This is a genomic window from Bradyrhizobium sp. LMG 9283, assembly GCF_045571415.1.
Taxonomy (GTDB): Bacteria; Pseudomonadota; Alphaproteobacteria; order Rhizobiales; family Xanthobacteraceae; genus Bradyrhizobium.
This window is the reverse complement of record NZ_CP120691.1, coordinates 8404327-8428017: the sequence shown is the minus strand read 5'-3', so window position 1 is coordinate 8428017 and position 23691 is coordinate 8404327. Positions and strand designations below refer to the sequence as shown.

Below are 23691 nucleotides of genomic sequence, written 5' to 3'. Positions count from 1 at the left end.
TCATTGCGGATCGACCGATGACCGACGCTGGCGCCCCTCCCAATCCCGACAGCGCCGGCCAGGCCGGCAACGCGCCTTACCGGGTGCTGGCGCGCAAATACCGTCCCTCCAGTTTCGACGACCTGATCGGCCAGGAGGCCGTGGTCCGCACCGTCTCCAATGCCTTCGAGACCGGCCGTATTCCGCAGGCCTGGATTCTCACCGGCGTCCGCGGCGTCGGCAAGACCACCACGGCGCGTATTCTCGCCCGCGCGCTCAACTACGAGATGCCGGATGGATCGGTGAAGGGCCCGACCATCCACATGCCGACGTTAGGGGTGCATTGCCAGGCGATCATGGAAAGCCGGCACATGGACGTGCTGGAGATGGACGCCGCCTCCCATACCGGCGTCGACGACGTCCGCCAGATCAATGACAGCGTGCGCTATGCGCCGGCCAGCGCGCGTTACAAGGTCTACATCATCGACGAAGTCCACATGCTGTCGACGGCGGCGTTCAACGCCTTCCTGAAGACGCTGGAGGAACCGCCGGAGCACGCCAAGTTCGTGTTCGCGACCACGGAGATCCGCAAGGTTCCGGTCACCGTGCTGTCGCGCTGCCAGCGTTTTGACCTGCGCCGGGTCGAGGCCGACGTGCTGATGAAGCATCTCGCCAACATCGCGGCCAAGGAGAGCGTCGAGATCGAGCCCGAGGCGCTCGGCATCATCGCGCGCGCCGCGGAAGGCTCGGTGCGTGATTCGCTGTCGCTGCTCGACCAGGCGATCGCGCATGCGGCAGGCCAGGTGAAGGCCGATGCGGTCAGACAGATGCTGGGCCTCGCCGACCGCACCCGCGTTATCGACCTCTTCGATTCGCTGGTGCGTGGCGACATTGCCGCTGCTTTCAAGGAGTTCCGCGACCAGTACGATGTCGGCGCCGATCCGATCGTCGTGCTCTCGGACCTCGCCGAATTCGTCAATTTCGTCACCCGCGTGAAGATCGTGCCGGCGACCGCCGACAATGTCGCCTATGGCGAGACCGAGCGGGTTCGCGCGCGGGACTTCGCATCCAAAATTTCCATGCGCGTGCTGTCGCGGATGTGGCAGATGCTGCTCAAGGGCATCACCGAGGTGCAGGCCGCGACGCGCCCCGCAGCCGCAGCCGAAATGGTTTTGGTCCGCATCGCCTATGTCGCCGATCTGCCGACGCCTGACGAAGCGATCAGGATGCTGGAGCAGAACGGCGGCGGCTCACCGGTCGTGAGCGGCGGCACTGCGGCGCGCAGCGCTCCTTCCGCGCCGGTTGCGTCCGCGGCTCCTGTCCGCATGCCGACCTCCTCGCCGTCCTCGTTCGGCGGCGGCGCGGCTCGGCCGCAGATGGCGGCGCCCGCGCCGGATCCGCAAGGTGCAGCGCCGCAACTGCGCATCACCAGCTTCACCCAGCTCGTCGCGCTCGCCGGGCAGAAGCGTGACCTCCTCACCAAGGGCGCGCTCGAAGGCGACATGCGCCTCGTCCGTTTCGAGGAGGGGCGGCTGGAGGTCGCGCTCGAGCCCAACGCGTCCAAGACCATGATCTCGGAGCTCGCCAAAAAATTCGAGCTGTGGACCGGCCGGCGCTGGACCGTGATCGTCTCCAACGAGCAGGGCCAGCCGACGCTGCGCTCGGTGAACCAGGCGGCCAAGCAGGAGCATGCCCGTACCGCGGAAGCCGATCCGCGCGTGCAGGAGGTGCTGTCGCGTTTCCCCGGCGCCAAGGTCGTCGAGGTCCGCAGGCTTGCCCCCGAGACGCCGGAATCCAATATTAACGCGGAGTATGGCAGTGACGATCCGCTGGACGGTTCCGACGGCGACGATCTCTAGCGCATGATTCGGAAAAGTGCGAAGCGGTTTTCCGATAAGATCATGCGCAAACAATATGCTAAGGCGCGATGATGACTCATAGCGCCTTAGCCTCTTTCAAGGACACGCGAGCTATGGCTGATTTTCTCGGCATGATGAAGCAGGCGGCGCAGCTGCAATCCAAGATGCAGGAAATGCAGGACCAGCTCGCCAACGTCGAGGTCGAGGGCATCTCCGGCGGTGGCCTCGTCGCCGTGCGCATGACCGCCAAGATGGACGTGAAGGGCATCAAGATCGATCCCTCGCTGATGAAGGCGGAGGAACGCGAGGTGCTGGAAGACCTGCTCGTCACCGCCCTCAGTGATGCGCGCCGCAAGGCGGAGACCGCCATGCAGGAGAAGATGCAGGCCCTCACCGGCGGGCTCGGCCTGCCGCCGGGGTTGTTCGGCCAGTAAGATGGGCGCTGTTGCAGGTCCTGAGATCGAGCGGCTGGTCCAGCTGCTCGCGCGGCTGCCGGGCCTTGGTCCGCGCTCGGCGCGGCGCGCGGCGCTGCACCTGATCAAGAAGCGCGAAGCGCTGATGATGCCGTTGTCCTCGGCCCTTCAGGTCGCGCTGGACAAGGTCGAGGTGTGCAAGACCTGCGGCAATATCGACACGCAAAATCCCTGCACCGTCTGCACCGATCCGAAGCGCGATCCCTCCATCATCGTCGTCGTCGCCGACGTTGCCGACCTCTGGGCGCTGGAACGGGCCAATGCGACCCAGGGGCGCTATCATGTGCTCGGCGCGACATTGTCGCCACTCGACGGCGTCGGCCCGCAGGACCTCACCATCGACGCGCTGGTGGCGCGCGCGCATGATCCGCAGGTGCAAGAGATCATCCTGGCGCTGAATGCGACGGTCGATGGCCAGACCACGGCGCATTACATCACCGACCTGCTTCAGGACGCCAATGTGAAGGTGACGCGGCTTGCCCATGGCGTGCCTGTCGGCGGCGAGCTTGATTATCTCGATGAAGGTACGCTATCGGCTGCGATGCGGCAGCGTACCCTGTTCTAGCCATCTAGATTTTACGGAACGGACGACATGACGAAACTTTTCGCCACACGATCGGCTTTGGTCGCGACGATGATGATGCTGGTGACCCCGGCCATCTCCGCGCAGCAGGGCGACGAGGCGCCGCCGCCGTCCAAGCCCGGCAAGCCGATCAACACCGGCGACGTGCTGTCGGGCGAGTTGAACGCGATGAAGGTGCGCGACGCCAGGAACGGCAAGCGGGTTCCGATGTATCAGATCACCTCCGAGCCTCGTCGCCTGCCGGCGCCGAACGGACTGTGCAATCTCGAGACGGGGCCCGAAACCTTCCAGCTCGTCACCTCCAGCGAAGCGCAGGCCACGCAGTTGAAGTCGTTCGTCGGCAAGGAGATCTCGGTCAAGGTCGACGAGATCGCCTGCGCCAGCGATGCCGGCCAGATGAGCGAGGCCGTGATCACGAAGTGGAGCTTGATCAAGAAGCAGTAGAGGGCTGCGCGACGCGCTCTCTCTCTTCGTCTTCATTGCGAGCGAAGCGAAGCAATCCAGAAATCGTTCCGCGGAAAAAGTCTGGATTGCTTCGTCGCAAGGGCTCCTCGCAATGACGAGGAGAGATACGCGTCAAACCCGCACCGGCCCCAGCGTCCCGAAATGCCCGCGCTTCTGCAGGTACGCCAGCAGCATCAGGCTCGGGATCGCCACCAGCACGCAGATCACGAAGAACAGCGCCCAGCCCGTGGTATCGGCCACGAAGCCGGCGCCGGATGACAGATACGTCCGTCCCACCGCCGCAAGCGCGGTGAGCAGCGCATATTGCGTCGCCGTGTGCAGCGGATTCTGGCAGAGCGCCGAAAGATAGGCGACGAAGATCACGGTGCCGATGGCGCTGGTGAAGTTCTCGGCGCAGATGGCGAGCGCCAGCGCCCATTGATTGGTGCCGACCATGGCGAGCCAGGAGAAGGACAGATTGGCGAGGGCCTGCACCACGCCACCGATCCAGAGCGACGTCGCCAGGGCGTAGCGGCGCGCGACGAAACCACCGGCAAAGCCGCCGATCAGGGTCGCAGCGAGGCCGACGCCCTTCACGATCGCCGCATAGTCGTTGCGCGAGAAGCCGAGATCGATCACGAACGGCGCCGTCATCGTGCCGGAGAAGGCGTCGGTGAACTTGAACAGCACCACGAAGGCGAGCGCAGCGAGCGCGTCCTTGCGCGACAGGAATTCCGAGAAGGCGCCGATCGCCGCGTGCAGCACGCGCGTGAACGCAGTCTCGGCCTTGGTCGCGGCTTCGGCGCGCACCGATTGCTCGGGTTCGGTCGCGACCAGTGCCGTGATCGTCCCGATCAGCACCATCGCCGCCATCACCACATAGCCCCACATCCACGCTGAGGTGCGGGTGATGCCGGTGCTCTCGAAACCCGAGACGATGAACAGCGCGCCCGCGGTCGAGACCAGCATGCCGATGCGATAGGCCGCGACGTATGATGCCATGCCGGCGGCCTGCTCGCTCTCCGGCAAGCTCTCGACGCGGAAGGCGTCGACCACGATGTCCTGCGTCGAGGACGTGGTTGCGACCAGCAGCGCGCCGAGCGCGACATAGAACGGCGACCGCGCCGGATCGGTCATCGCCAGCAGCAGGATCGCGACGATCAGCAGCAGCTGCGAGAACACAAGCCAGCCGCGCCGCCGCCCGAAGACGCGGGTGAACAATGGCACATGCATCGCGTCCACCAGCGGCGCCCACAGGAACTTCAGCGTGTAGGGCGTGCCGACCAGCGCAAACAGCCCGATGGTCTTGAGATCGACCCCGGCCTCCCGCATCCATACCAGCAGCGTCGACCCCGACAGCGCCAGCGGCAGTCCCGAGGAGAAGCCGAGGAACAGCACGATCAGCACTCGGGGCTGCAGGTAAACGGCAAGACTCTCGCGCCAGGAGGTCGCAGGGGCGGAAGTCGCGGCGGGGGAGGTCGCGTCGGGTGCGGTCATGGGACGGTGTTAGCAGATTCTGGCCGTGATGCCTCGTCTCCCTCTCCCCGTTCTTACGGGGAGAGGGCGGGGTGAGGGGCCTCTCTCCGCATATGAGATCGTCGCGAGACCTGTACCCCCTCACCCGGATCACAAGAGCGATCCGAACTCTTCCCGCAAGCGGGGAGAGGTGAAGACTCTACTCCCCCGCCTGGAGCTTCCGCGGAAACAGTTCCGGCGCAGCCGTCGCGACCAGCCGCGGGCCCTCCGCCGGCGCATCGCTCTTGCTGAAATCGAGCTCCTCGATCCTTCCGGCGCGCTTCTCGATCTTTTCGGCGGAGATCAGCACCTGGCGGACGTCCTCATTGACATCGGCAAAATGCTTTTGCAGCTTCAGCACGCGGTCGCGCAGGCGGCCGAGGTCGTCACCGAGCTTGATCACCTCGGTACGGATCTGGTCGGCGGCATCGCGCATGCGCGCGTCCTTCATGATCTGCTGCATCACCTGGATCGCGAGCATCAAGAGCGACGGCGACACCAGCACGACGCGGGCGCGATAGGCCTTCTGGATCACGTCGTCGAAGCCGTCATGGATCTCGGCATAGACCGATTCCGACGGCACGAACATCAGCGCCATCTCCTGGGTCTCGCCAGTGACGAGATATTTTTCGGCGATGTCGCTGACATGCTTCATCACGTCACTGCGCAGCCGCTGCGTGGCGACGCGCCGCTCCTCGTCGCTACGGGCGTCGTGCAGCGCCGTCATCGCCTCCAGCGGGAACTTCGCGTCGATACAGAGCGGGCGCTGATCGGGCAGGAACACGACGCAGTCGGGGCGCTTGCCGGTCGAGAGCGTGAACTGGAACTCGTAGGAGCCTTTGGGAAGACCGTCCTGGACTATCGCCTCCATCCGCGCCTGGCCGAAGGCGCCGCGCGACTGCTTGTTGGCGAGCACGTCGCGCAAGGTGGTCACCTGGGTGGTGAGGTCGGTGAGATTCTTGTGTGCGTTGTCGATGATGCCGAGGCGCTCATGCAGCGCGCGCAGGCTCTCCATGGTGTTGCGGGTCGAATGTTCCATGGATTGGCCGACGCGGTGGGTGACCGAATCCAGCCGCTCGTTGACCGCGCGCGCCATCTCGGCCTGCCGGCCGGCCAACGCCTGGGTCATGGCATCGACCCGCCCCGAGGCTTCGCTCTGGGCGCGCAGCACCTGGGCGAGGCGTTCCTCAAGCTCGTCGGCCCGGATCGCGTGTGCCATAGCGAGTTCCGCGCCGCGCCGCCCCGAGCGCGCGATCACGACCGCAATCACCACCAGCAGGATGAGGACGAGCACACCGAAGCCGATCAGCGCATCGATGGTGCGCACCGGCCAGTCGCCGAGCATGACAATGATCTCGTTCATGTCAGCCCTTCTAGCCGATTCGCGGTCTGGTGCGAACGAAGAGAGAACGTCGTCGGTTAACCGCCCTCTAATTTTTATGGTTAACGAAACCTGAAGTTTTATGGTTAGTGGAGGGTTAACGAAGTTCCTGGCCGCATTGACCGCATCCGGCGCGCGGCTTAAATCGCGGCCATGGCCCTACGAGAAATCATCATCCTGCCCGACAAGCAGCTGCGCCTGGTCTCCAAGCCGATCGAGAAGGTCACGGCGGAGATCCGCAAGCTTGCCGACGACATGTTCGAGACCATGTACGACGCGCCCGGCATTGGCCTCGCGGCGATCCAGGTCGCGCAGCCCTTGCGGCTCATCACCATGGACCTCGCCAAGCGCGACGAGAGCGGCGAGACCAAGCACGAGCCGCGCGTCTTCATCAATCCTGAGATCCTGGCCTCGTCCGAGGAGTTGTCGGTGTACGAGGAAGGCTGCCTGTCGATCCCCGAATATTACGAGGAGGTCGAGCGCCCCGCGAAGGTGCGCGTGCGCTTCACCGATCTCGACGGCAAGGTGCACGAGGAGGACGCCGAAGGCCTCTACGCCACCTGCATCCAGCACGAGATCGACCATCTCAACGGCGTCCTGTTCGTCGACTACCTGTCGAAGCTCAAGCGCGACCGCGTGATGAAGAAGTTCGAGAAAGCCGCCAAGCGCGCGGCGGAGTAAGGCTCTCTCACGTCGTCATGGCCGGGCTTGACCCGGCCATCCACGCCTTGCTTGCTTTGTCGCCAAGACCGTGGATGCCCGGGACAAGCCCGGGCATGACGGAGAACCAGAGCTCTCAGCGAACGCAGCCACATGCCCCTCCGCCTCATCTTCATGGGCACACCCGATTTCTCCGTGCCGACGTTGCTCGAGCTCGTCGCGCATGGCCATGAGATCGCGGCGGTCTACACCCGCGCGCCGAAGCCGGGCGGGCGGCGTGGCCTGCAATTGCAGCCGACGCCGGTTGAAGAAGCTGCACGAAAACTCGGCGTTCCCGTGCTGACGCCGAAAACGCTGAAGACGCCGGAGGCTCTGGAAGAGTTCCGGGCCTTTGATGCCGACGCGGCCGTCGTCGTCGCCTACGGCATGATCCTGCCGCAGGCGATCCTCGATGCGCCCAAGCTCGGCTGCTACAATCTGCATGCTTCGCTGCTGCCGCGCTGGCGCGGCGCCGCGCCCATCAACCGTGCGATCATGGAAGGTGATGCCGAGAGCGGCGTGATGGTGATGAAGATGGATGTCGGCCTCGACACCGGCGACGTCGCCATGGCCGAGCGCATTGCGATCGCGGACAACATGACCGCGCTCGACCTGCACGATCGCCTGTCCCGGTTAGGCGCCGACCTGATGGTCCGCGCGATGGCCGCGCTCGAACGCGGCGGGCTTCAGCTCAAAAAGCAGAGCGAGGACGGCGTCACCTATGCCGCCAAGATCGAGAAGGCCGAGGCGCGCATCGACTGGACCCGGCCCGCGCGCGCCGTGCTGCGCCACATCCATGGCCTGTCGCCGTTTCCAGGCGCCTGGGCCGAGCACGAGAATGCGCGCGTCAAGATCCTGCGCTGCGAATTGGCGAAAGGCTCCGGCGCGCCGGGCGAGGTGCTCGACGATCAGCTCACCATCGCCTGCGGCAACGGCGCGATTCGCATCATCGAGCTACAGCGCGAAGGCAAGGCCCGCATGCAGGCCGCGGACTTCTTGCGCGGCGTGCCCGTCAAGCCGCCAATGCGGTTCGCTTGATGCCCCGCTACAAGCTCACCATCGAATATGACGGCGCGCCGTTCTTCGGCTGGCAGGTGCAGGAGACGCTACCGTCGGTGCAAGGCGCGTTGCAGGCTGCCGTGAAGGCGATGACCGGCGCGGATTTGCGGGTACATGGAGCGGGCCGCACCGATGCAGGCGTGCATGCCCGCGGCCAGGTCGCGCATGTCGACGTTGAGAAGCAGTTTCCACCGGGGCGTTTTCGCGACGGGCTCAACGCGCATCTCCGCCCGCATCCGATTGCGGTGCTCGAGGCCGAGATCGTGCCTGATACGTTCGAGGCGCGCTTCTCGGCGGTCAAACGCCACTACCGCTACCGCATCATCAACACCCGCGCCAATCTCGCGCTCGACGTCGGCCACGCCTGGCGCGTGCCGCGCAAGCTCGATGCCGACGCGATGCACGCGGCGGCGCAGCGCCTGCTCGGCAAGCATGACTTCACGACGTTCCGCGACACCGAGTGCCAGGCCAAATCGCCAGAGAAGACGCTCGACCAGCTCGACGTGCTGCGCGACGGCCGCGAGATCACAGTCATCACCTCGGCGCGCTCGTTCCTGCACAGCCAGGTGCGCTCGATGGTGGGCTCGCTGGTCTGGGTCGGCGAGGGCCGCTGGACTGCCGACGATCTCTCCGCCGCACTCGCAGCCCGCAACCGCGCTGCCTGCGGCATCGTCGCCCCGCCCGAGGGGCTGTATCTGATGAAGGTGGATTATTAGAGCCCGATACCGCCTCTGGCGTCATGGCCGGGCTTGTCCCGGCCATCCGCGATCTTTCTTGCTCGGGTAGCCGAAGAACGTGGATGCCGGGACAAGCCCGGGCATGACGGCGGAGAATTAAAGGCCGCAGCGGTGGTTAAACAAAATACCGCGTCAGTATCCCCCGATACACCTTGGTCAGGTTCTCCAGATCCTTAACCGGCACGCGCTCGTCGACCTGATGCATAGTCTGGCCCACCAGGCCGAACTCGATCACCGGGCAATAGCTGGAGATGAAGCGCGCATCGGACGTGCCGCCGGACGTCGACAGCTCCGGCTTGCGGCCTGTCACCTCCTCGATCGCGGACACTGCGAGATCGGTGAACGGCCCCGGCTTGGTCACGAACACGTTGGAGTTGGAAGGCTCCCAGACGATGCGGGCGCGGATGCGGTTGCCGCAGGCTTTGACGAGACGCTGTTCGACCAACTCGCGCAGGCTCGCCTGGGTGTGATTGTCGTTGTAGCGGATGTTGAATTTCGCGCGGGCTTGGCCGGGAATGACGTTGTAGGCGCTGTTGCCGACGTCGACCGAAGTGAATTCGAGATTGGAGGCCTGGAACTGTGCGCTGCCATGATCGAGCGGCTCGTCTGAGATCGCCACGATCAGCCGCGAAATATCAGGCACCGGGTTGGCGGCGCGGTGCGGATAGGCGACGTGGCCCTGCACGCCGTCCACGTAAAGCGTGCCGGATTGCGAGCCGCGGCGGCCGACCTTGATGGTGTCACCGAGCGTCTCGACATTTGAGGGCTCGCCCAGCACGCAATGGTCGAATTTTTCGCCGCGCTCGGCGGCCCATTTCAGCAGCTTGATGGTGCCGTTGATGGAGACGTCTTCCTCGTCACCCGTGATCAGGAAGGAAATCGAGCCCTTGCCGTCCGTGCGCGGCTTGCCGCCGTTGGCAGCGAGATGCTCCAGCACCGCAGCCACAGAGCAGGCGATTCCGCCCTTCATGTCGACCGCGCCGCGGCCGTGCAGGACGCCGTCCTTCACCTCGCCGGAGAATGCGCCGACCCTCCAGGCGCTCTCGTCGCCCGGCGGCACCACGTCGGTGTGGCCGGCAAAGGTGATGTGCGGCCCTTCAGTGCCGATCCGCGCATAGAGGTTGTCAACATCGGCGGTGCCTTCCTCGCTGAAGGTCACGCGGTGGCAGGTGAAGCCGGCGGCGGAAAGGGCTTTTTCAAGCACGCCCAGCGCGCCGGCATCGGCCGGGGTCACCGAGGGGCAGCGGATGAGATCGCGGGCAATGGAGAGAGCATCGGTCATGCTTCCGGCTTAACACGCCATTGCGGCGGTGGGCCAGCCTGCTGCACGGGCATTTCGAGCTCACGCTGCTGATCCCAACCAGGCTTGCCTGCGGGCGGTACGTGGAGCGGGTCGGCGCCGAAGCGGTTGGTCTTCCTCGAGCCGCGGAAGAACAGCAATTCAATCCCGCCCCAGGTCGCGAGGATGAAGGAGGTGAGGGCGAGCATGAAGCCAACATGATCGCTCTCGATCCGATCCAGAAACTGGTTGATGAGGCCGGGCAGGAGGAAGAACGGCAACGCCCACCAGGCGCTCTTGTCGCGATCATGCAACCGTTTGATGGACGTTGCGGCGAACACCCACACAAACAGCGGCGTGCCGATCAGCTTGGCCAGGATCAGCGGAAGGTCGGCGCGCGATATCCCTCGATAAGTGTCGGGATCGACGACTTTAAAGATGTCGTTGCCGGAGAACCCGAAGGAGCGTGCGCCGAACGCGGCCACGATCGCGGCCATGAAGATCATCCAGCAGACAATGATGAGACCGGCGAGCCAATATTTGGCGCGGTCAATGCGGCCATCGAAGCGGAAGAGATACCAGGTCCAGTCCATGCGATCGGCTCCGGGCGGGACGTTGCCGCCCGGACGTTGGTCGTGATGAAGGGAGTGGGGGGGGGTCGATGAGGTCTCGGTGCGTTCCGCGCGCGATTTGCACTGCGGAATCTATCTCGCACCACGCGGGGCGGAGCCAGAACGGCGAAGAAAATCCGGAAGCCCATGCGGCTCGGGACGCGAGGTGGCGGCAGCAGCACGAGCGGTGCGCGTCGGATCCGGCCCGAACCGGTTGAACCCGTCGGTCCCTGCCAGGAAAAACAACTCGATGACGATCCATGTCTGCAGCAGGGACAGGGCAATCGCCAACATCACGAGCAGCATCTCCCCGGCGATCGGGATGTCGACGCCGAACGAGAGTCCGAAAAAGGCGCCGTAGTAAAGGTAGGAGAGACGATTGACGACGAAAACGGCAAGTGCCCACCAGCCGCTTCTGTTGCGGTCGTGAAGCCTTTTGGCCGTCGTCGCCATGTTGATCCAGATCATTGGGATCGCGACGATCCAGCTCAAGGCTTGCGGTGACGAGACCAGAAACAAGGGCTTAAGCCAGGTCACGCCCCAGAGCGCGAGGAGAGCCAGCTCCACGACGAGGTATCGAGCGCGGTTGAGGCGGCCCTTGAAGCTGAACAATAGCCAGGCGAAGTCCATCGCAACCTCCGGACCGTGCTCTGCGGCTCGCGGTTCCGCAGGTTGGTCGTACCAGGCTGGACTTCGGTTCGACTGCCGGGCTCTAATCCCGCAGCAACTCGTTGATGCTGGTCTTCGACCGCGTGCGCTCGTCGACGCGCTTGACGATCACGGCGCAGGCAGTGCTCGGGCCGATCTGGCCGTTCTTCATCGGCTTGCCGGGCAGCGCGCCGGGCACCACGACGGAATATTCGGGCACTTCACCCATGAAGACCTCGCCGGTCTCGCGGTCAACGATCTTGGTCGAGGCGCCCAGGAATACGCCCATCGCCAGCACTGCGCCCTTGCGCACGATCACGCCTTCGGCGACTTCGGAGCGCGCGCCGATGAAGCAGTCGTCCTCGATGATAACAGGCTCGGCCTGCAGCGGCTCGAGCACGCCGCCGATGCCGGCGCCGCCGGAGATGTGCACGCGCTTGCCGATCTGCGCGCAGGAGCCGACGGTGGCCCAGGTGTCGACCATCGTGCTCTCATCGACATAGGCGCCGAGATTGACGAAGGACGGCATCAAAACGACGTTCTTGGCGATGAAGGCGGAGCGGCGCACCACCGCGCCCGGCACCGCGCGAAAACCGGCATCGCGAAAACGGTTCTCGCCCCAGCCCTCGAACTTCGAGGGCACCTTGTCCCACCAGGTCGCCTTGCCCGGGCCGCCGGGAATGACGCCCATGTCGTTGAGGCGGAAGGACAGCAGCACCGCCTTCTTCAGCCACTGATTGACCTTCCACTTGCCGTCAGTGCCGCGCTCGGCAACGCGCGCCTCGCCCTTATCCAGGATCTCCAGCGACTGGTCCACGGCTTCGCGCACCTCGCCCTTGGTCGTGATCGAGATGCCGTCGCGCGCCTCGAAGGCGCCGTTGATGGTGGATTCGAGGGCTGCAAGGGACATCGGGATTTCCTCTGGGGAAGGCGTGGTTTCGTAGGAATTGGAGCGCTTTTTCGGGATTTGGCGGAGTGGAGTCAAGGCCGCGTTCTGTGTCATCACCCGTGAAGACCAGTAGCCCGGATGGAGCGAAGCGCAATCCGGGACAGTCCCTCCGCGACTAGGCCAGCCCCGGATTACGCTGCGCTCCATCCAGGCTACGAAATTACCGTGACAGCCCCGCCAAAAACCCCGCCAGATCATCCGTGACGTGATCGACATGGGCGGCATCCCGGCCTTCCAGTTCCCAATCCTCGCGCACCACCTCCTTCGTCCCATCCGGCACCACCAGCACCGTGGTCATGCCGAGCTGGTGCGGGACGGTGAGGTTGCGGGCGAGGTCCTCGAACATGGCGGCGCGGGTCGGATCGACCGCATGCTGGCTGAGGAATCTTTGGTACGTCTGCTCCGCCGGCTTCGGTTCGAATTCGGCGGCGATGATGTCGAACACGCCGTCGAAATGGCTGGCGAAGCCGAGCCGTGCCAGCACGGCGTCGACATGGTCGACCGAACCGTTGGTGAGGATCAGCTTGCGGCCAGGCAGCTTTGCGATGGCCGCGCCGAGAGCCGGGTTCGGCTCCAGCGGCGAGTGGTCGATCTTGTGGACATAGGCGAGATAGTCGTCGGCGCGAACGCCATGCAGGGTCATCATGCCGCGCATCGTGGTGCCGAAGCGCAGGTAATAATCCTTCTGGATCTTGCGCGCTTCCTCCGGGCCGACGTTCAGCCAGTTGCACACGAACTCCCCGATCCGCGCATCGACCTGCTGCCACAAATTGACGTGATGCGGATAGAGCGTGTTGTCGAGGTCGAACACCCAAGTGTCGACGTGCGCGAAGGTGCGGGGAGATTTCATCACAACTCTCTCGCTCACGGCACGGCAAACCGCAGCGTCTTGCCGCCGCTCGACATGTCGACGGCGCCAAAGCCCGTTGGCGCAAAGCCGCGTGCGCCGCAATCGGTCTGCTCGCTGGTCTCGAACTTGGTCTCGCGGGTGCAGAGCTGCCTGTCGCCGCCCCAGTTCAGCGGCCGGTCCTTCAGCTTGACGACGCGGTTGTCGGCATCGACCGCTTCCGCGAAGCTGAAGATCTGCTTCGGCTGGCCGGTCACGTCGGGGTGCAGGCAGGTCTTGGGATCGATACGATACCAGCCGCGGCTCGTCACGGACTTGCCGTCGTCGGTCGCGACCGCCGCCATCACCTTGTGCGGCGTGTCGTTGCACCAGGTCAGCCCGGTCGCGGAGGGCGTCTGCACGGCATCGACCATGGTCTTGAAGAAGTTTTGTGAGCCCACGATGTCCGACGACAATCCTCGGCTCTTCAGGAATGCGGCGAGTGCGGTTTGCGTCTTCGGCCCGTCGACGCCATCGATCGGCGCTGCGTCGTAGCCGGCGATCACCAGCAGCCGCTGGATGCCGGCGAGGCGCGCCTGCTCGTCGTCATATTCGGAATCCTCGGCGAGGTAGGCAACGAGGTTGCCGTCCGCGCCTTGCGTCGGCGTCACTTGCGTGAACGGGACTTGCGTCTGGCCGCTGCGGCACTGTCGTGCCGCGGCGATGACGAAATTGTCCTGCGCCACGCAGAGCATGTCGCTGCCGCTTTGCGGGATCGGGGACGCGCCGTAGACACCGAGCGCGCGGGCATTGAGCAGGATGCGGTCGGCGGTCAGCGTGCCCTGCACCACCACGCGGCAGGCGGCGGGATCGATCCTGAACCAGCCGCGCGTCGCGGTCGCCGCCTTGTCGTCGATGCCGATCGCGGCCTCCACGATATAGGACATGCGGTTGCAGATCTTGAGATCGGCCAAAGCCGGCGCAGAGGAGAAGAGGAACGAGACGACCGCCGCCGGCAGTGTCATGAAGAAGCGGGTGAGGGGCGAGCGGCGTGGATGACGCTCTCTCGGCTCGTCATGGCCGGGTTTGACCCGGCCATCAACGTGCAGCAGCGCTCGCGGAGAGCCGTGGATGCCCGGGTCAAGCCCGGGCATGACGGCCTTTTTCCGCTGCTCTCGTTCGCTCATCACTTGTGGATCAGCGTGCCCGTGCCCTGGTTGGTGAAGAGCTCGAGCAGCACCGCGTGCTGCATCTTGCCGTCGATGATGACGACGCCCTGCACGCCCTGTTCGAGCGCGTAGATGCAGGTCTCGACCTTCGGGATCATGCCGCCCGAAATGGTGCCGTCGGCGATCAGCTTTCGCGCGTCCTTGATCGACAGCTCCGGAATGAGCTTCTTGGACTTGTCGAGCACGCCGGGCACGTCGGTGAGCAGCAACAGGCGCTTGGCCTTCAGCGCGCCGGCGACCGCGCCGGCAAAGGTGTCGGCGTTGATGTTCAGCGTCTGGCCGTCGTGCGACGTCGCGAGCGGCGCCAGCACCGGAATCAGCTCGTAACCGATCAGCTGGTTGAGCAGCGTGAGGTCGACCTTCTCGGGGTCGCCGACGAAGCCGAGATCGACCGCCTTCTCGATATGCGAGTCCGGATCCATGATGGTGCGCGTCGTCTTCGACGCCTTCACCATGTTGCCGTCCTTGCCGCAGAGACCGACGGCCTTGCCGCCGGCCTCGTTGATGTAGCCGACGAGCTGCTTGTTGATCGAGCCCGCCAGCACCATCTCGACGATCTCGATGGTCGCGGCATCGGTGATGCGCAGACCCGCCGCGAATTCCGAGACGATGCCGAGGCGCTTGAGCATGGTCGCGATCTGCGGTCCGCCGCCATGCACCACGACAGGATTGATCGCCGTCTGCTCCAAGAGCACGATATCCCGGGCAAAGTTCTTGGCAGTCTCCTCATCGCCCATGGCATGCCCGCCATATTTGATGACGATGGTTTCCTCGTCATACTGCTGCATGTGCGGCAGCGCTTCGGACAGGATGCGGGCCTGGTCGAGCGGGGAGATGTCGGTCATATCGCGGGTCTCGCTGGCGGGTCTAACGCGGCCTGCGTTCTATCCGATTGGCGCGCTCGGCGCAAAGTGGTCTTCGTGCCCCGGACGCAGCGCAGCGCTTCTTCAGCGGTGCGCTGCAGAGCCGGGGCCCATGTGGCTGCCGGGTCCCGGCTCTGCGGAGCGTCACTGCGTGCCGCACCGCGTCCGGGACACGAACGCTATTTCCTCGCCGCCACCACCATCGCGGCAACCGTCACCGCCAGCCAGCTCGCAATCATCACCGTCCCACCCGTCGGCGCCGCGTACGGAAACAACGAGTGCCCGGCATATTGCCGCAAGGTGAGGTCGCCCGCGAACAGCGCGGCACCGATCACGAAGCCGAACGCCGCCACGAGTCCAATTCCGCCGTGCAGAAGGCCGCGCGCGAGCAAGGCGACGGTGGCAAGCGTGGCCGTTGCGTGAAACAGCAGCATGGCGCTGGCGGAGGCCAGCCGGCTGGCGTCAGCGCCGTGCGCGGAGGCGGCAGCCAGCGCGACGCCGGCGGCGCCCATCAAACCGGCAAGCCCAAGCAACAGGCGGTGCGCGAGCATCACGAGGCCCGCTCTTCCAAGAGCTTCGCCATCGCGGCTCGCAAGTCCGCCATGCCGGTCGAGCTGCGCGACGAGGTCGCGAGCACGGTCGGGAACGCGGCCGGGTGTTTGGCCAGCGCGGCCTCGGTCTCGGCGATGCGCGCTTGCAGCTCGGCGGCTTTCACCTGGTCGGCCTTGGTCAGCACGATCTGGTAGCTGACGGCGGAGCGATCGAGCGTCTTGAGCACGTCGAGATCGACGTCCTTGAGGCCGTGCCGCGCGTCGATCAGCACGTAGACGCGCGCCAGCGACGCGCGTCCCAGCAGGAATTTGTGGATCAGCTCGGTCCAGGACGCGACCTGGCTCTTGGGCGCCTTGGCGTAGCCGTAGCCGGGCATGTCGACGAGCCGCAGGTCGGTCTTGCCGGGGACCTCGAAGAAGATCAGCTCCTGGGTGCGGCCCGGCGTATGCGAGGTGCGCGCGAGGTTGTTGCGGCCGGTGAGCGCGTTGATCAGGCTGGACTTGCCGACATTGGAGCGGCCGGCAAAGGCGATCTCCAGCCCGGCCATCGGCGGCAGCGTTTCGATCGAGGGCGAGGCCCAGATGAACTGCCAGTCGCGGGCGAACAATTTTCGCCCGGCTTCGATCAGCTTCGCATCTTTGTCGTCGGTCATGCGAAGGCTCGCTGTTTCCTCACGTCATTGCGAGCGAAGCGAAGCAATCCAGACTTTCTCCGGGGAAACAGCCTGGATTGCTTCGTCGCTTCGCTCCTCGCAATGACGACGTCTACGTCGCCTTCCTCGCGAACGTTGCCTTGAGATTGTCGAGCAGCTCCACCTTCACGCCGTTGCGGCGCATGATGTAGCTCTGCTGGACCACCGAGAGCAGGTTGTTCCAGGCCCAGTAGATCACGAGGCCCGCCGGGAAGCCCGCCAGCATGAAGGTGAAGATCAGCGGCATCCAGTTGAAGATGATCTGCTGCGTCGGATCCGGCGGCGTCGGGTTCAGCTTCATCTGGAACCACATCGTGATGCCCATGATGATCGGCCAGATGCCGAGCGCGAGGTAATGACCGAACACGGGAATCGTGGTCGGATCGAACGGGATCAGCCCGAACAGGTTGAACAGGTTGGTCGGATCCGGCGCGGAGAGGTCCTTGATCCAGCCGTAGAACTTCGCGTGCCGCATCTCGATGGTGACGAACAGCACCTTGTAGAGCGAGAAGAACACCGGGATCTGGATCACCACGGGAAGACAGCCGGCGACCGGATTGATCTTCTCCTTGCGGTAGATCTCCATCATCTCCTGCTGCTGCTTCACCTTGTCGTCGGGATAGCGCTCCTTGAGCGCCTGAAGCTGCGGCTGGATCGACTTCATCTTCGCCATCGAGGCGTAGGACTTGTTCGCCAGCGGGAAGAACAACAGCTTCACGATCACGGTGACGAGCAGGATCGAGATGCCGAAATTGCCGAAGAAGCGGTAGAAGAAGTCGAGGCCGAGGAACATCGGCTTGGTGATGAAGTAGAACCAGCCCCAGTCGATCAACAGATCGAAATGGTTGAGGCCGAGCGCTTTGTTGTAGCCGCCGAGACCGGCGAACGGAAACACGCCGACGACGCCGGCTTCCTTGGCGCCGGCGAACAGCCGCGTGTTCGCGGTCGCGGTGCCGCCGATCGCGACGGTGACGGGATCGAGCAGATAGTCGGTTTGATAGGTGTGGAGATTGCCTGATGGGTTCGACGAGAAGCGCGCCTGCAGCTTGGCGTTGGTGTCGGGCAGCAGTGCCGAGGCCCAGTACTTGTCTGTGATGCCGAGCCAGCCGTTGGTGATGTTGTTGAAGTTCACCTGCTTGGCTTCGTCGACCTTCTTGTAGGCGTATTCCTGCAAGCCCTGGTCGCCGAGATAGCCGATCAGGCCTTCATGCAGGATGTAGTAGCCCGAGACCTGCGGCGCGCCATGGCGCGAGATCAGCGCGAACGGATAGAGCGTGACGGGCGCGTTGCCGACGTTGCTGACCTCGTCCTTGATGGTGAAGAGATAGTGGTCGTCGACCGCGATGGTGCGGCGGAAGGTGAGGCCGTCGCCATTGTCCCATTTCAGCACCACCGGCGTCGTCGGCGTCAGGCTGCCGCTGCCGTCCTGCTGCCAGACGGTCTGGGCATCAGGCATCTTCGCCGTCAGGCCCGTGGCCGCCACCCAGCCGAATTCGGCGTAATAAGGCTCGGCTGTGCCCGAGGGCGAATAGAGGATGATCGGCGGCGATTTCGGGTCGACCGTTTCGCGGAATTGCACCAGCGCGATGTCGTCGATGCGGCCGCCCTTCAGGGAGATGCTGCCGGCAATCCGCGGCGTGTCGATCTTCACGCGGGGGCTGGCTGCGATCGCGGTCTCACGGGCGACGACCGGCTGGGCCTGTTGGCTGGCGGCCGGCGTTGTCGGCTGGGTCGCGCCGCCGGCTTGCGGGGGCGCGCCCGGAGTCGCGGACGCCGTCGGCTGCGGCGTGCCCTTATGCAGCTCAGCCTGCGACTGCTGAAGCGCGCGCTGCTTCTCCATCTGCGGCACGTTGTAGAAATATTGCCACGCGATCAGCACCAGGCCGGACAGAATGACGGCGAGGATGGTATTGCGATTGTCGGTCATCTCGAATGTCTCGTCATCAATCCGGTTTGCGGCTGGTCGCTACGGCGTGACCTGGCCTCTGGCCGCGCGCTTTGGGCGTATGCCGCGCGGGCTTCGTGAGCGCTATGCGCAGATCGTCGAGCATGGTGGCGAAGTCGCGCGAGAGCGCGTCCCTTCGGCCGACCAGGACATAATCATGATGGGGCTGCATCGACACCGGATCGAGCCGCTTCACCAATTCGCGAAGCCGGCGCCGGATGCGATTGCGCTCGGGGGCGTTGCCGTTCTTTTTGGTGACGGTGAAGCCGATCCGGATCGGGCCAAGATCATCGCGGCGGCGGCTCTGCAGCACGAACGCGGGACTATTCACCCGCGCGCCATTGGCAACGGCGAGGAAATCCGCCCGCTGCCTCAGCCGATCCATGATGAAATCCCAAAAAGGGGGTCCGGCTCAGGCGCTCAGACGCTTGCGGCCGCGGGCGCGGCGGGCGGCGAGAACCTTGCGGCCGCCGGCAGTGGCGAGGCGGGCGCGGAAGCCGTGACGGCGCTTGCGCACCAGTTTGCTGGGTTGATAAGTCCGCTTCACGGGTTTTTCTCCGCTGACCGGGCAATTTGCCTGTAGAATTGATGGTAAAGTCCGGAAGATGCGGCCCAAAACGGGCCCTTTCCGGCCCCAAGAGAGCCGCTCCCGGTGTCGCACCGGGTCATCGCGGACAATTCGCGCGGCTTATAAGGGAGCGCCTTCTTTTCGTCAACGCCGCACAAGCGCGCGATTTTCGTGAATATCGCTGTTTGTGCGGGGTTTTTAACCCTAGAGGTGGCGACTCGCGATATCAGCGCCTACATCCCACCTTGGTAGGTTAGCGATCCGTAATTTGACCGGAGTCCGGTCGGGTCGCATCCTCCATCAGCCAAGGCCAAGAGGGGCGAATTTCGTGGCAGCCACAGATCGCCAGCCGATCCAGGATCTGGATCCGCCGGACCAGCCGGCGATGCGGCCCCGCGGGTCGCGCGGCCTCGGGCTGTCTGGCAAGCTGCTGCTGCTCACCATTCCCCTGGTGATGATCGCCGCCGTGCTGCTCTACGTGCCCGCCATCGCCAATTTCTGGGTCAACCGGCTGAACGACCGCGTTGCGGCGGCCAACACGGCGGCGCTGGTGCTGGATGCGGCGCCGCTCGGCATGGTGCCCGATTCGCTCTCGCGTCAGATCCTGAAAAGCATCAATGCCCGCGCCGTCGCCATCAAGATGGGCCAGCAGCGCCGGTTGCTTGCCAGCGACAACATTCCATCCGCCATCGAGCATGACATCGACCTGCGCGACATGACCGCCTGGGAGGCGATCACCGGCTCGTTCCGGATGATGCTGGAGACCGGCAACCAGGCCATCCGCATCGTCGGTCCCGGGGTCGGCAATGCCCAGTTCATCGAGATCGTCACCGACGAGCTGCCGCTGCGGCAGCAGATGTACCGCTTCTCCCGCAACGTCGTGGTGGTCGCGCTGATCATCGCGGTCTTGACCGCGGGCCTCGTCTATCTCGCGCTCCACTATCTCTTCGTGCGGCCGATGCGGCGGCTGACCGCGAGCCTGGTCGGCTTCCACGAGAACCCCGAGAGTTCGGCCGGGATCATTGTGCCGAGCCAGCGCAGCGATGAGATCGGGGTGGCCGAGCGCGAATTATCGGACATGCAGCGCGATCTGATGTCGATGCTGCATCAGAAGAGCCGGCTCGCCGCACTTGGCCTCGCCGTCTCCAAGATCAACCACGATCTGCGCAATCTGCTGGCCTCGGCCCAGCTTCTGTCGGACCAGCTCGCCAGCGTGCCGGATCCGCGGGTGCAGCGCTTTGCGCCCAAGCTCGTGCGCTCGCTCGAACGCGCCATCGCCTTCTGCCAGTCGACATTGTCCTATGGCCGCGCCCAGGAGGCCGCGCCCGACCGCCGCATGATCCTGATCGAGCCCGTCGTGATGGAGGTGCGCGAGACCGCAGGCCTCACCAACGACGCCTCGATCGCCTGGGTCGCTGCGATCGAGCGCGGGCTCGCGGTCGATGCCGATCCCGACCAGCTGTTCCGCGTGTTGCTCAACCTCGTCCGCAACGCCGCCCAGGCGCTCGAAAGCCATGCGTCGGGCGAGGGCCGCGTGCAGCAGATCCGGATCACCGGAAAGCGCGAAGGCGCCGTCGCCATCATCGAGGTCTCCGACACCGGCCCCGGCGTCCCCCAGAAGACCCGGGAGCACCTGTTCGAGGCCTTCCAGACCTCCGGCCGGCCCGGCGGCAGCGGCCTTGGCCTCGCCATCGCCGCCGAGCTGGTCCGCGCCCATGGCGGCGACATCCACCTGGTCGAAGGCACCATCGGCGCCACCTTCCGCATCGTCATCCCCGACCGTCCCGTGGAACTGCTCTCGATCCGCAACGAGCGGGCGCGGGCGTAGTCGGCCAGAGGCCCACAGTCTCTCCTCATTCCGGAGCTCGCGTAGCGAGAACCCGAAATCCCGAGGTTTGGCGCGAGATTCCGGGTTCGATGCTGCGCATCGCCCCGGAATGACATTCAAACCGTCATCGCCCTGCAAAATCTCCCTATCCCGGACCTTGCCAACGCCGGCAAGAGCGGTTAGTCAGAGCGCTCTTTCGCACCCCTCCCGGCCCTCCGGGAGACGCGTCGCGGGTCATGCCCGCGCTGTTTGCGAAGCACGCGCCCGTAGCTCAGCTGGATAGAGCATCAGACTACGAATCTGAGGGTCGGACGTTCGAATCGTTCCGGGCGCGCCATTCTTCGACGGAAGGTCAGGACAAGGCAGCATCTGGTCGCCAGACCGGCTCGAGACCGGATGGCCACGCCGTGTGAGGAGCTGGATGAGGATATCGCAGGCGTTCAAGTTCGAGGCGGCGCATCGGCTGCCCAACGTGCCCGAGACCCACCGATGCCGCCGGCTGCACGGTCATTCCTATCGGGTCGAAGTCCAGCTGGACGGACCTGTGGACCCGCACACCGGCTTCGTCGCCGACTTCTTCGATATCGAAAAAAGCTTCGCCGACATTATGGGCGCGCTGGATCACCACTGCCTGAACGAGGTCGAAGGACTCGAGAACCCGACCGCCGAGAATATCGCGATCTGGATCTGGGACCGCTTGAAGCCGAGCCTTCGGCAGCTGTGGGCGGTCCGGGTCTATGAGACGGCAGACTGCTGGGCCGAATATCAGGGGCAGTGACGGCCCCTGCGCTGACCCCACGGATTTGAGGGGCCGCCGTTCGAATCGTTCCCGGCGCGCCACTTCGATAGTAAGTTCGTCCGATGCTTACTGTCGCTCGCCCGTGCTCCTCCCTCGCTTTATTCCTGGCAATCGCAGCCGTCCCGGCGCCTCCCGTGCGCGCGGCCGAAACCTGCCCGTTCATCGGCGCCCAGGAGCTCGCCCGCGCGATGCCGGCGCTCAAATGGTCGCTGATTTCAAATCAGGACGGCCGCGGCTGCATCTACCAGGCCGGGCGCGGCGACACGATGATGCTCTCCGTGTTTCGCAACCCCGACAGGGACCGTGCCAGGGAGTTGTACGCGACCTTCGTCAAGACGCTCGGCGAGCGCATGCCGCTCAACGCAGTCGCCGGAATCGGCGACGAAGGCCAGGGCGGAACGAGCGCGGCCGCCGCGGAGCGCCAGGAGGCCTCGGTCGTCGCCTTGTCCGGCGATTACATTCTGCAGATCAGCGTCTATCCGATCGGCCGGCGCGCCGACGATGCGCTGCTCGGGCCGGTCACCAAAGCCGCGCGTGTTGCCGTCGCCAACGTGAGCAGGAGTAGCGAGCGGTTCGGCAATTGCGAGTGGCTCACGGCCGCCAATGCCGACGGTTTTCTCGACAAAAATACGCTGACGGTGCAGCGGACCGGCGCAGGCAGCTGCATGATGTTCGATCGCGAAGCCAACACCATGACGGTCGCGTTGATCGCGACCTCGCGCGACACCGCCGTCAACATGATGAAACGCACGGGCCCGTGCCGGCACGTGCCGATACCCGAGTTCGGCAGGGAAGCGTTTGGCGAGCATTCCTGCACCAAGGGCAACGGCAACGCCGTCACGATCTATGTCTGGAAGAACGGCCGGCAGGCCTCGATCCTGTTCGCGCCAGTCAAGCCGCATCCAGAGTCCGGCTCGGTCGAGCGCCTGAAGGCGGTCGCCGCGCGAGTCTTTGGAAAGCTGTAACGGCGCATCAGGGCGATGCGTGCACTAGTCGGTTGATGAGCTGAACCAGGGCTTCCTCCAACTCTTCCGGAGAGCTGATGGTGATGCCCTGCCTGTAGTACTGCTCGACCGGATGACTGATGCCTATCGCCGCAAGCCGGATATCGCCGGCCTGCTCGATCTCGCTGGTGACATGGCGCAAATGGTGGTCCAGATACCTGTCGCCATTCGCGAGCAATGTGGAATCGTCAACTGGCGCACCGTCGGACAGCACGATCAGATATTTCTGTCTTTCTGCCCGTCGGCGCAAACGCGACGCGGCCCATTGAATAGCCTCGCCGTCGATATTCTCCTTCATGAGATCTGGACGTAGCATGTCGGCGCAGCGTTGCGCGCTCAGCTTCTCGCCGGCGCTGCAATATATGATGTGCAGCAGATCGTTCAGTCGCCCGGGATGGGAAGGTTGACCGTCCGCCAGCCATTTTTCCCGGCTCTGGCCACCCTTCCAGCGCGCGGTTGTGAAGCCAAGCACTTCCTGCTTTGCTCCGAGACTGTCGAGCAGGTCCGAGGCGACCAGCGCAGCCCTGGCCGCGAAGAGCATCGGTTGTCCGCGCATTGATCCGGAATGGTCGATGAGCAATGCCACGATCGTATCAGCAGCATCAAAAGCTGTGCTGTCTTCGGCCTGCGAAGACCTCATGCGCGTACGCCGTGCCGCAAGATCCTTTTCGAGGTCGTACAGCTGTCCAGGGTCGACCTCCGGAAAGCGATCGGCCCAGCGGCGGTCAGGGAGCGTCGCCAGGACAGCATCCAAATCGCTGGCCTTGATCTCAAGGTCATAGTCTGGGGTATAGACCTGATAAGGCCGATCGGGATCGAATCGAACCGGGCGACGCCGCGACCTCCGGAGCGATGGCACAAAGCTCAACGTCATGAGCGCGACAAGCACCGCCAAGAAAGCGTCACGCCAAAGCAAGACCGGGCTCCCGAAACAACCTGATAGATAATGCTATTCTAGCCAAGATTGATCGAGAAACCGAGTACGATGGAGTGCGCAGGTCATCGTGCCACTGTGATGCGATAGGGCCCAATTCCAGCAATGGTGGCGTGCTTTTCGGCCCCGCTGATGCCGCACTCTGTCACCAGACATTGTGGCCTTGAACGCATGTCCGCCACCGCAGATCAGCGTCGACGCTCCCCCCAGCACCTCCTTGCATTTGGGCTCGAAGG

25 protein-coding genes and 1 tRNA gene are annotated in these 23691 nt (G+C 64.6%); 11 read left to right on the top strand and 15 right to left on the bottom strand.

Annotation, left to right across the window (positions count from 1 at the left end; all coding sequences use genetic code 11):
• Positions 1-17: 17 nt before the first annotated feature.
• The 4 genes from P6U29_RS39305 (at position 18) to P6U29_RS39290 (ending at position 3338) form a co-directional block, all read left to right on the top strand.
• Positions 18-1838, top strand: coding sequence for a DNA polymerase III subunit gamma/tau (locus P6U29_RS39305; protein ID WP_407115445.1), 1821 nt, complete (start codon positions 18-20; stop codon positions 1836-1838).
• A gap of 113 nt (positions 1839-1951) precedes the next feature.
• A complete protein-coding gene (locus tag P6U29_RS39300) occupies positions 1952-2272 on the top strand; it encodes a YbaB/EbfC family nucleoid-associated protein (RefSeq protein WP_061879603.1) in 321 nt (106 codons plus the stop codon).
• 1 nt (position 2273) lies between these two features.
• Positions 2274-2876 (top strand): recombination mediator RecR, encoded by a 603-nt coding sequence (recR, locus tag P6U29_RS39295; protein ID WP_407115444.1) that lies wholly within the window; start codon positions 2274-2276, stop codon positions 2874-2876.
• A 27-nt stretch (positions 2877-2903) separates the two neighbouring features.
• Positions 2904-3338 carry a hypothetical protein gene (locus P6U29_RS39290; protein ID WP_407115443.1) on the top strand — a complete coding sequence of 145 codons (435 nt, stop codon included), beginning with the start codon at positions 2904-2906 and terminating at the stop codon, positions 3336-3338.
• A 132-nt stretch (positions 3339-3470) separates the two neighbouring features.
• Here the strand turns inward: P6U29_RS39290 and P6U29_RS39285 are convergent, their stop codons facing one another.
• Positions 3471-4835, bottom strand: a complete 1365-nt coding sequence (locus P6U29_RS39285) for an AmpG family muropeptide MFS transporter (protein ID WP_407115442.1) — start codon at positions 4833-4835, stop codon at positions 3471-3473.
• A 178-nt stretch (positions 4836-5013) separates the two neighbouring features.
• Positions 5014-6216, bottom strand: coding sequence for a DNA recombination protein RmuC (locus P6U29_RS39280; RefSeq protein WP_407115441.1), 1203 nt, complete (start codon positions 6214-6216; stop codon positions 5014-5016).
• A 171-nt stretch (positions 6217-6387) separates the two neighbouring features.
• On the opposite strand from P6U29_RS39280, the gene def reads away from it, so the two are divergent.
• From def to truA, 3 genes are all read left to right on the top strand, one after another.
• Positions 6388-6915 carry a peptide deformylase gene (gene def, locus P6U29_RS39275; protein WP_407115440.1) on the top strand — a complete coding sequence of 176 codons (528 nt, stop codon included), beginning with the start codon at positions 6388-6390 and terminating at the stop codon, positions 6913-6915.
• Between the two features lie 132 nt (positions 6916-7047).
• Positions 7048-7971, top strand: a complete 924-nt coding sequence (gene fmt, locus P6U29_RS39270) for a methionyl-tRNA formyltransferase (RefSeq protein ID WP_407115439.1) — start codon at positions 7048-7050, stop codon at positions 7969-7971.
• A complete protein-coding gene (truA, locus tag P6U29_RS39265; RefSeq protein ID WP_407115438.1) occupies positions 7971-8708 on the top strand; it encodes a tRNA pseudouridine(38-40) synthase TruA in 738 nt (245 codons plus the stop codon). Before fmt ends, truA begins: the two co-directional genes overlap by 1 nt.
• Before the next feature lie 136 nt (positions 8709-8844).
• Here the strand turns inward: truA and dapE are convergent, their stop codons facing one another.
• The 12 genes from dapE to rpmH form a co-directional block, all read right to left on the bottom strand.
• Entirely contained in the window at positions 8845-10011 is a 1167-nt protein-coding gene (dapE, locus tag P6U29_RS39260) for a succinyl-diaminopimelate desuccinylase (RefSeq protein ID WP_407115437.1), read from the bottom strand.
• Complete coding sequence (locus P6U29_RS39255; protein ID WP_407115436.1) at positions 10008-10601, bottom strand: DUF805 domain-containing protein; 594 nt, start codon at positions 10599-10601, stop codon at positions 10008-10010. The genes dapE and P6U29_RS39255 overlap by 4 nt, the downstream gene beginning before the upstream one ends.
• Before the next feature lie 111 nt (positions 10602-10712).
• Positions 10713-11249: a DUF805 domain-containing protein gene (locus P6U29_RS39250; RefSeq protein WP_407115435.1), complete on the bottom strand. Its 537-nt coding sequence runs from the start codon at positions 11247-11249 to the stop codon at positions 10713-10715.
• A gap of 82 nt (positions 11250-11331) precedes the next feature.
• On the bottom strand, positions 11332-12177 hold the full coding sequence (dapD, locus tag P6U29_RS39245) for a 2,3,4,5-tetrahydropyridine-2,6-dicarboxylate N-succinyltransferase (protein ID WP_407115434.1): 846 nt from the start codon (positions 12175-12177) through the stop codon (positions 11332-11334).
• A gap of 199 nt (positions 12178-12376) precedes the next feature.
• A complete protein-coding gene (locus P6U29_RS39240; protein WP_407115433.1) occupies positions 12377-13066 on the bottom strand; it encodes a pyrimidine 5'-nucleotidase in 690 nt (229 codons plus the stop codon).
• 14 nt (positions 13067-13080) lie between these two features.
• Entirely contained in the window at positions 13081-14067 is a 987-nt protein-coding gene (locus tag P6U29_RS39235; protein WP_407119558.1) for a DUF1036 domain-containing protein, read from the bottom strand.
• 161 nt (positions 14068-14228) lie between these two features.
• Entirely contained in the window at positions 14229-15116 is an 888-nt protein-coding gene (gene argB / locus P6U29_RS39230) for an acetylglutamate kinase (protein WP_122406003.1), read from the bottom strand.
• Between the two features lie 197 nt (positions 15117-15313).
• On the bottom strand, positions 15314-15685 hold the full coding sequence (locus tag P6U29_RS39225) for a DUF423 domain-containing protein (RefSeq protein WP_407119557.1): 372 nt from the start codon (positions 15683-15685) through the stop codon (positions 15314-15316).
• The gene (yihA, locus tag P6U29_RS39220; RefSeq protein WP_407115432.1) at positions 15685-16338 is read right to left on the bottom strand and encodes a ribosome biogenesis GTP-binding protein YihA/YsxC; all 654 of its coding nucleotides are present in this window, start codon (positions 16336-16338) and stop codon (positions 15685-15687) included. The genes P6U29_RS39225 and yihA overlap by 1 nt, the downstream gene beginning before the upstream one ends.
• 112 nt (positions 16339-16450) lie before the next feature.
• Positions 16451-18304 carry a membrane protein insertase YidC gene (yidC, locus tag P6U29_RS39215; protein ID WP_407115431.1) on the bottom strand — a complete coding sequence of 618 codons (1854 nt, stop codon included), beginning with the start codon at positions 18302-18304 and terminating at the stop codon, positions 16451-16453.
• Between the two features lie 16 nt (positions 18305-18320).
• Positions 18321-18707 carry a ribonuclease P protein component gene (rnpA, locus tag P6U29_RS39210; protein WP_407115430.1) on the bottom strand — a complete coding sequence of 129 codons (387 nt, stop codon included), beginning with the start codon at positions 18705-18707 and terminating at the stop codon, positions 18321-18323.
• Positions 18708-18734: 27 nt separating this feature from the next.
• Positions 18735-18869, bottom strand: a complete 135-nt coding sequence (gene rpmH / locus P6U29_RS39205; RefSeq protein WP_008542748.1) for a 50S ribosomal protein L34 — start codon at positions 18867-18869, stop codon at positions 18735-18737.
• Between the two features lie 349 nt (positions 18870-19218).
• On the opposite strand from rpmH, the gene P6U29_RS39200 reads away from it, so the two are divergent.
• The 4 genes from P6U29_RS39200 (at position 19219) to P6U29_RS39185 (ending at position 22482) form a co-directional block, all read left to right on the top strand.
• Positions 19219-20718, top strand: coding sequence for an ATP-binding protein (locus P6U29_RS39200; RefSeq protein WP_407115429.1), 1500 nt, complete (start codon positions 19219-19221; stop codon positions 20716-20718).
• A 260-nt stretch (positions 20719-20978) separates the two neighbouring features.
• Positions 20979-21055 (top strand) — tRNA-Arg (locus tag P6U29_RS39195).
• A gap of 84 nt (positions 21056-21139) precedes the next feature.
• Positions 21140-21496 carry a 6-carboxytetrahydropterin synthase QueD gene (queD, locus tag P6U29_RS39190; RefSeq protein ID WP_407115428.1) on the top strand — a complete coding sequence of 119 codons (357 nt, stop codon included), beginning with the start codon at positions 21140-21142 and terminating at the stop codon, positions 21494-21496.
• A gap of 155 nt (positions 21497-21651) precedes the next feature.
• Complete coding sequence (locus tag P6U29_RS39185) at positions 21652-22482, top strand: hypothetical protein (RefSeq protein ID WP_407115427.1); 831 nt, start codon at positions 21652-21654, stop codon at positions 22480-22482.
• Between the two features lie 7 nt (positions 22483-22489).
• Here P6U29_RS39185 and P6U29_RS39180 read toward each other — a convergent pair whose 3' ends face one another.
• Positions 22490-23410 carry a cobaltochelatase CobT-related protein gene (locus tag P6U29_RS39180; RefSeq protein WP_407119556.1) on the bottom strand — a complete coding sequence of 307 codons (921 nt, stop codon included), beginning with the start codon at positions 23408-23410 and terminating at the stop codon, positions 22490-22492.
• Positions 23411-23691 lie beyond the last annotated feature (281 nt).

Excerpts from the sequence above, each read along its gene's own strand:
- P6U29_RS39305 (WP_407115445.1), top strand. The coding sequence starts at position 18 with ATGACCGACGCTGGCGCCCCTCCCAATCCCGACAGCGCCGGCCAGGCC.
- P6U29_RS39300 (WP_061879603.1), top strand. The coding sequence starts at position 1,952 with ATGGCTGATTTTCTCGGCATGATGAAGCAGGCGGCGCAGCTGCAATCC.
- recR (WP_407115444.1), top strand. The coding sequence starts at position 2,274 with ATGGGCGCTGTTGCAGGTCCTGAGATCGAGCGGCTGGTCCAGCTGCTC.
- P6U29_RS39290 (WP_407115443.1), top strand. The coding sequence starts at position 2,904 with ATGACGAAACTTTTCGCCACACGATCGGCTTTGGTCGCGACGATGATG.
- P6U29_RS39285 (WP_407115442.1), bottom strand. The coding sequence starts at position 4,835 with ATGACCGCACCCGACGCGACCTCCCCCGCCGCGACTTCCGCCCCTGCG.
- P6U29_RS39280 (WP_407115441.1), bottom strand. The coding sequence starts at position 6,216 with ATGAACGAGATCATTGTCATGCTCGGCGACTGGCCGGTGCGCACCATC.
- def (WP_407115440.1), top strand. The coding sequence starts at position 6,388 with ATGGCCCTACGAGAAATCATCATCCTGCCCGACAAGCAGCTGCGCCTG.
- fmt (WP_407115439.1), top strand. The coding sequence starts at position 7,048 with ATGCCCCTCCGCCTCATCTTCATGGGCACACCCGATTTCTCCGTGCCG.
- truA (WP_407115438.1), top strand. The coding sequence starts at position 7,971 with ATGCCCCGCTACAAGCTCACCATCGAATATGACGGCGCGCCGTTCTTC.
- dapE (WP_407115437.1), bottom strand. The coding sequence starts at position 10,011 with ATGACCGATGCTCTCTCCATTGCCCGCGATCTCATCCGCTGCCCCTCG.
- P6U29_RS39255 (WP_407115436.1), bottom strand. The coding sequence starts at position 10,601 with ATGGACTGGACCTGGTATCTCTTCCGCTTCGATGGCCGCATTGACCGC.
- P6U29_RS39250 (WP_407115435.1), bottom strand. The coding sequence starts at position 11,249 with ATGGACTTCGCCTGGCTATTGTTCAGCTTCAAGGGCCGCCTCAACCGC.
- dapD (WP_407115434.1), bottom strand. The coding sequence starts at position 12,177 with ATGTCCCTTGCAGCCCTCGAATCCACCATCAACGGCGCCTTCGAGGCG.
- P6U29_RS39240 (WP_407115433.1), bottom strand. The coding sequence starts at position 13,066 with ATGAAATCTCCCCGCACCTTCGCGCACGTCGACACTTGGGTGTTCGAC.
- P6U29_RS39235 (WP_407119558.1), bottom strand. The coding sequence starts at position 14,067 with ATGACACTGCCGGCGGCGGTCGTCTCGTTCCTCTTCTCCTCTGCGCCG.
- argB (WP_122406003.1), bottom strand. The coding sequence starts at position 15,116 with ATGACCGACATCTCCCCGCTCGACCAGGCCCGCATCCTGTCCGAAGCG.
- P6U29_RS39225 (WP_407119557.1), bottom strand. The coding sequence starts at position 15,685 with ATGCTCGCGCACCGCCTGTTGCTTGGGCTTGCCGGTTTGATGGGCGCC.
- yihA (WP_407115432.1), bottom strand. The coding sequence starts at position 16,338 with ATGACCGACGACAAAGATGCGAAGCTGATCGAAGCCGGGCGAAAATTG.
- yidC (WP_407115431.1), bottom strand. The coding sequence starts at position 18,304 with ATGACCGACAATCGCAATACCATCCTCGCCGTCATTCTGTCCGGCCTG.
- rnpA (WP_407115430.1), bottom strand. The coding sequence starts at position 18,707 with ATGGATCGGCTGAGGCAGCGGGCGGATTTCCTCGCCGTTGCCAATGGC.
- queD (WP_407115428.1), top strand. The coding sequence starts at position 21,140 with ATGAGGATATCGCAGGCGTTCAAGTTCGAGGCGGCGCATCGGCTGCCC.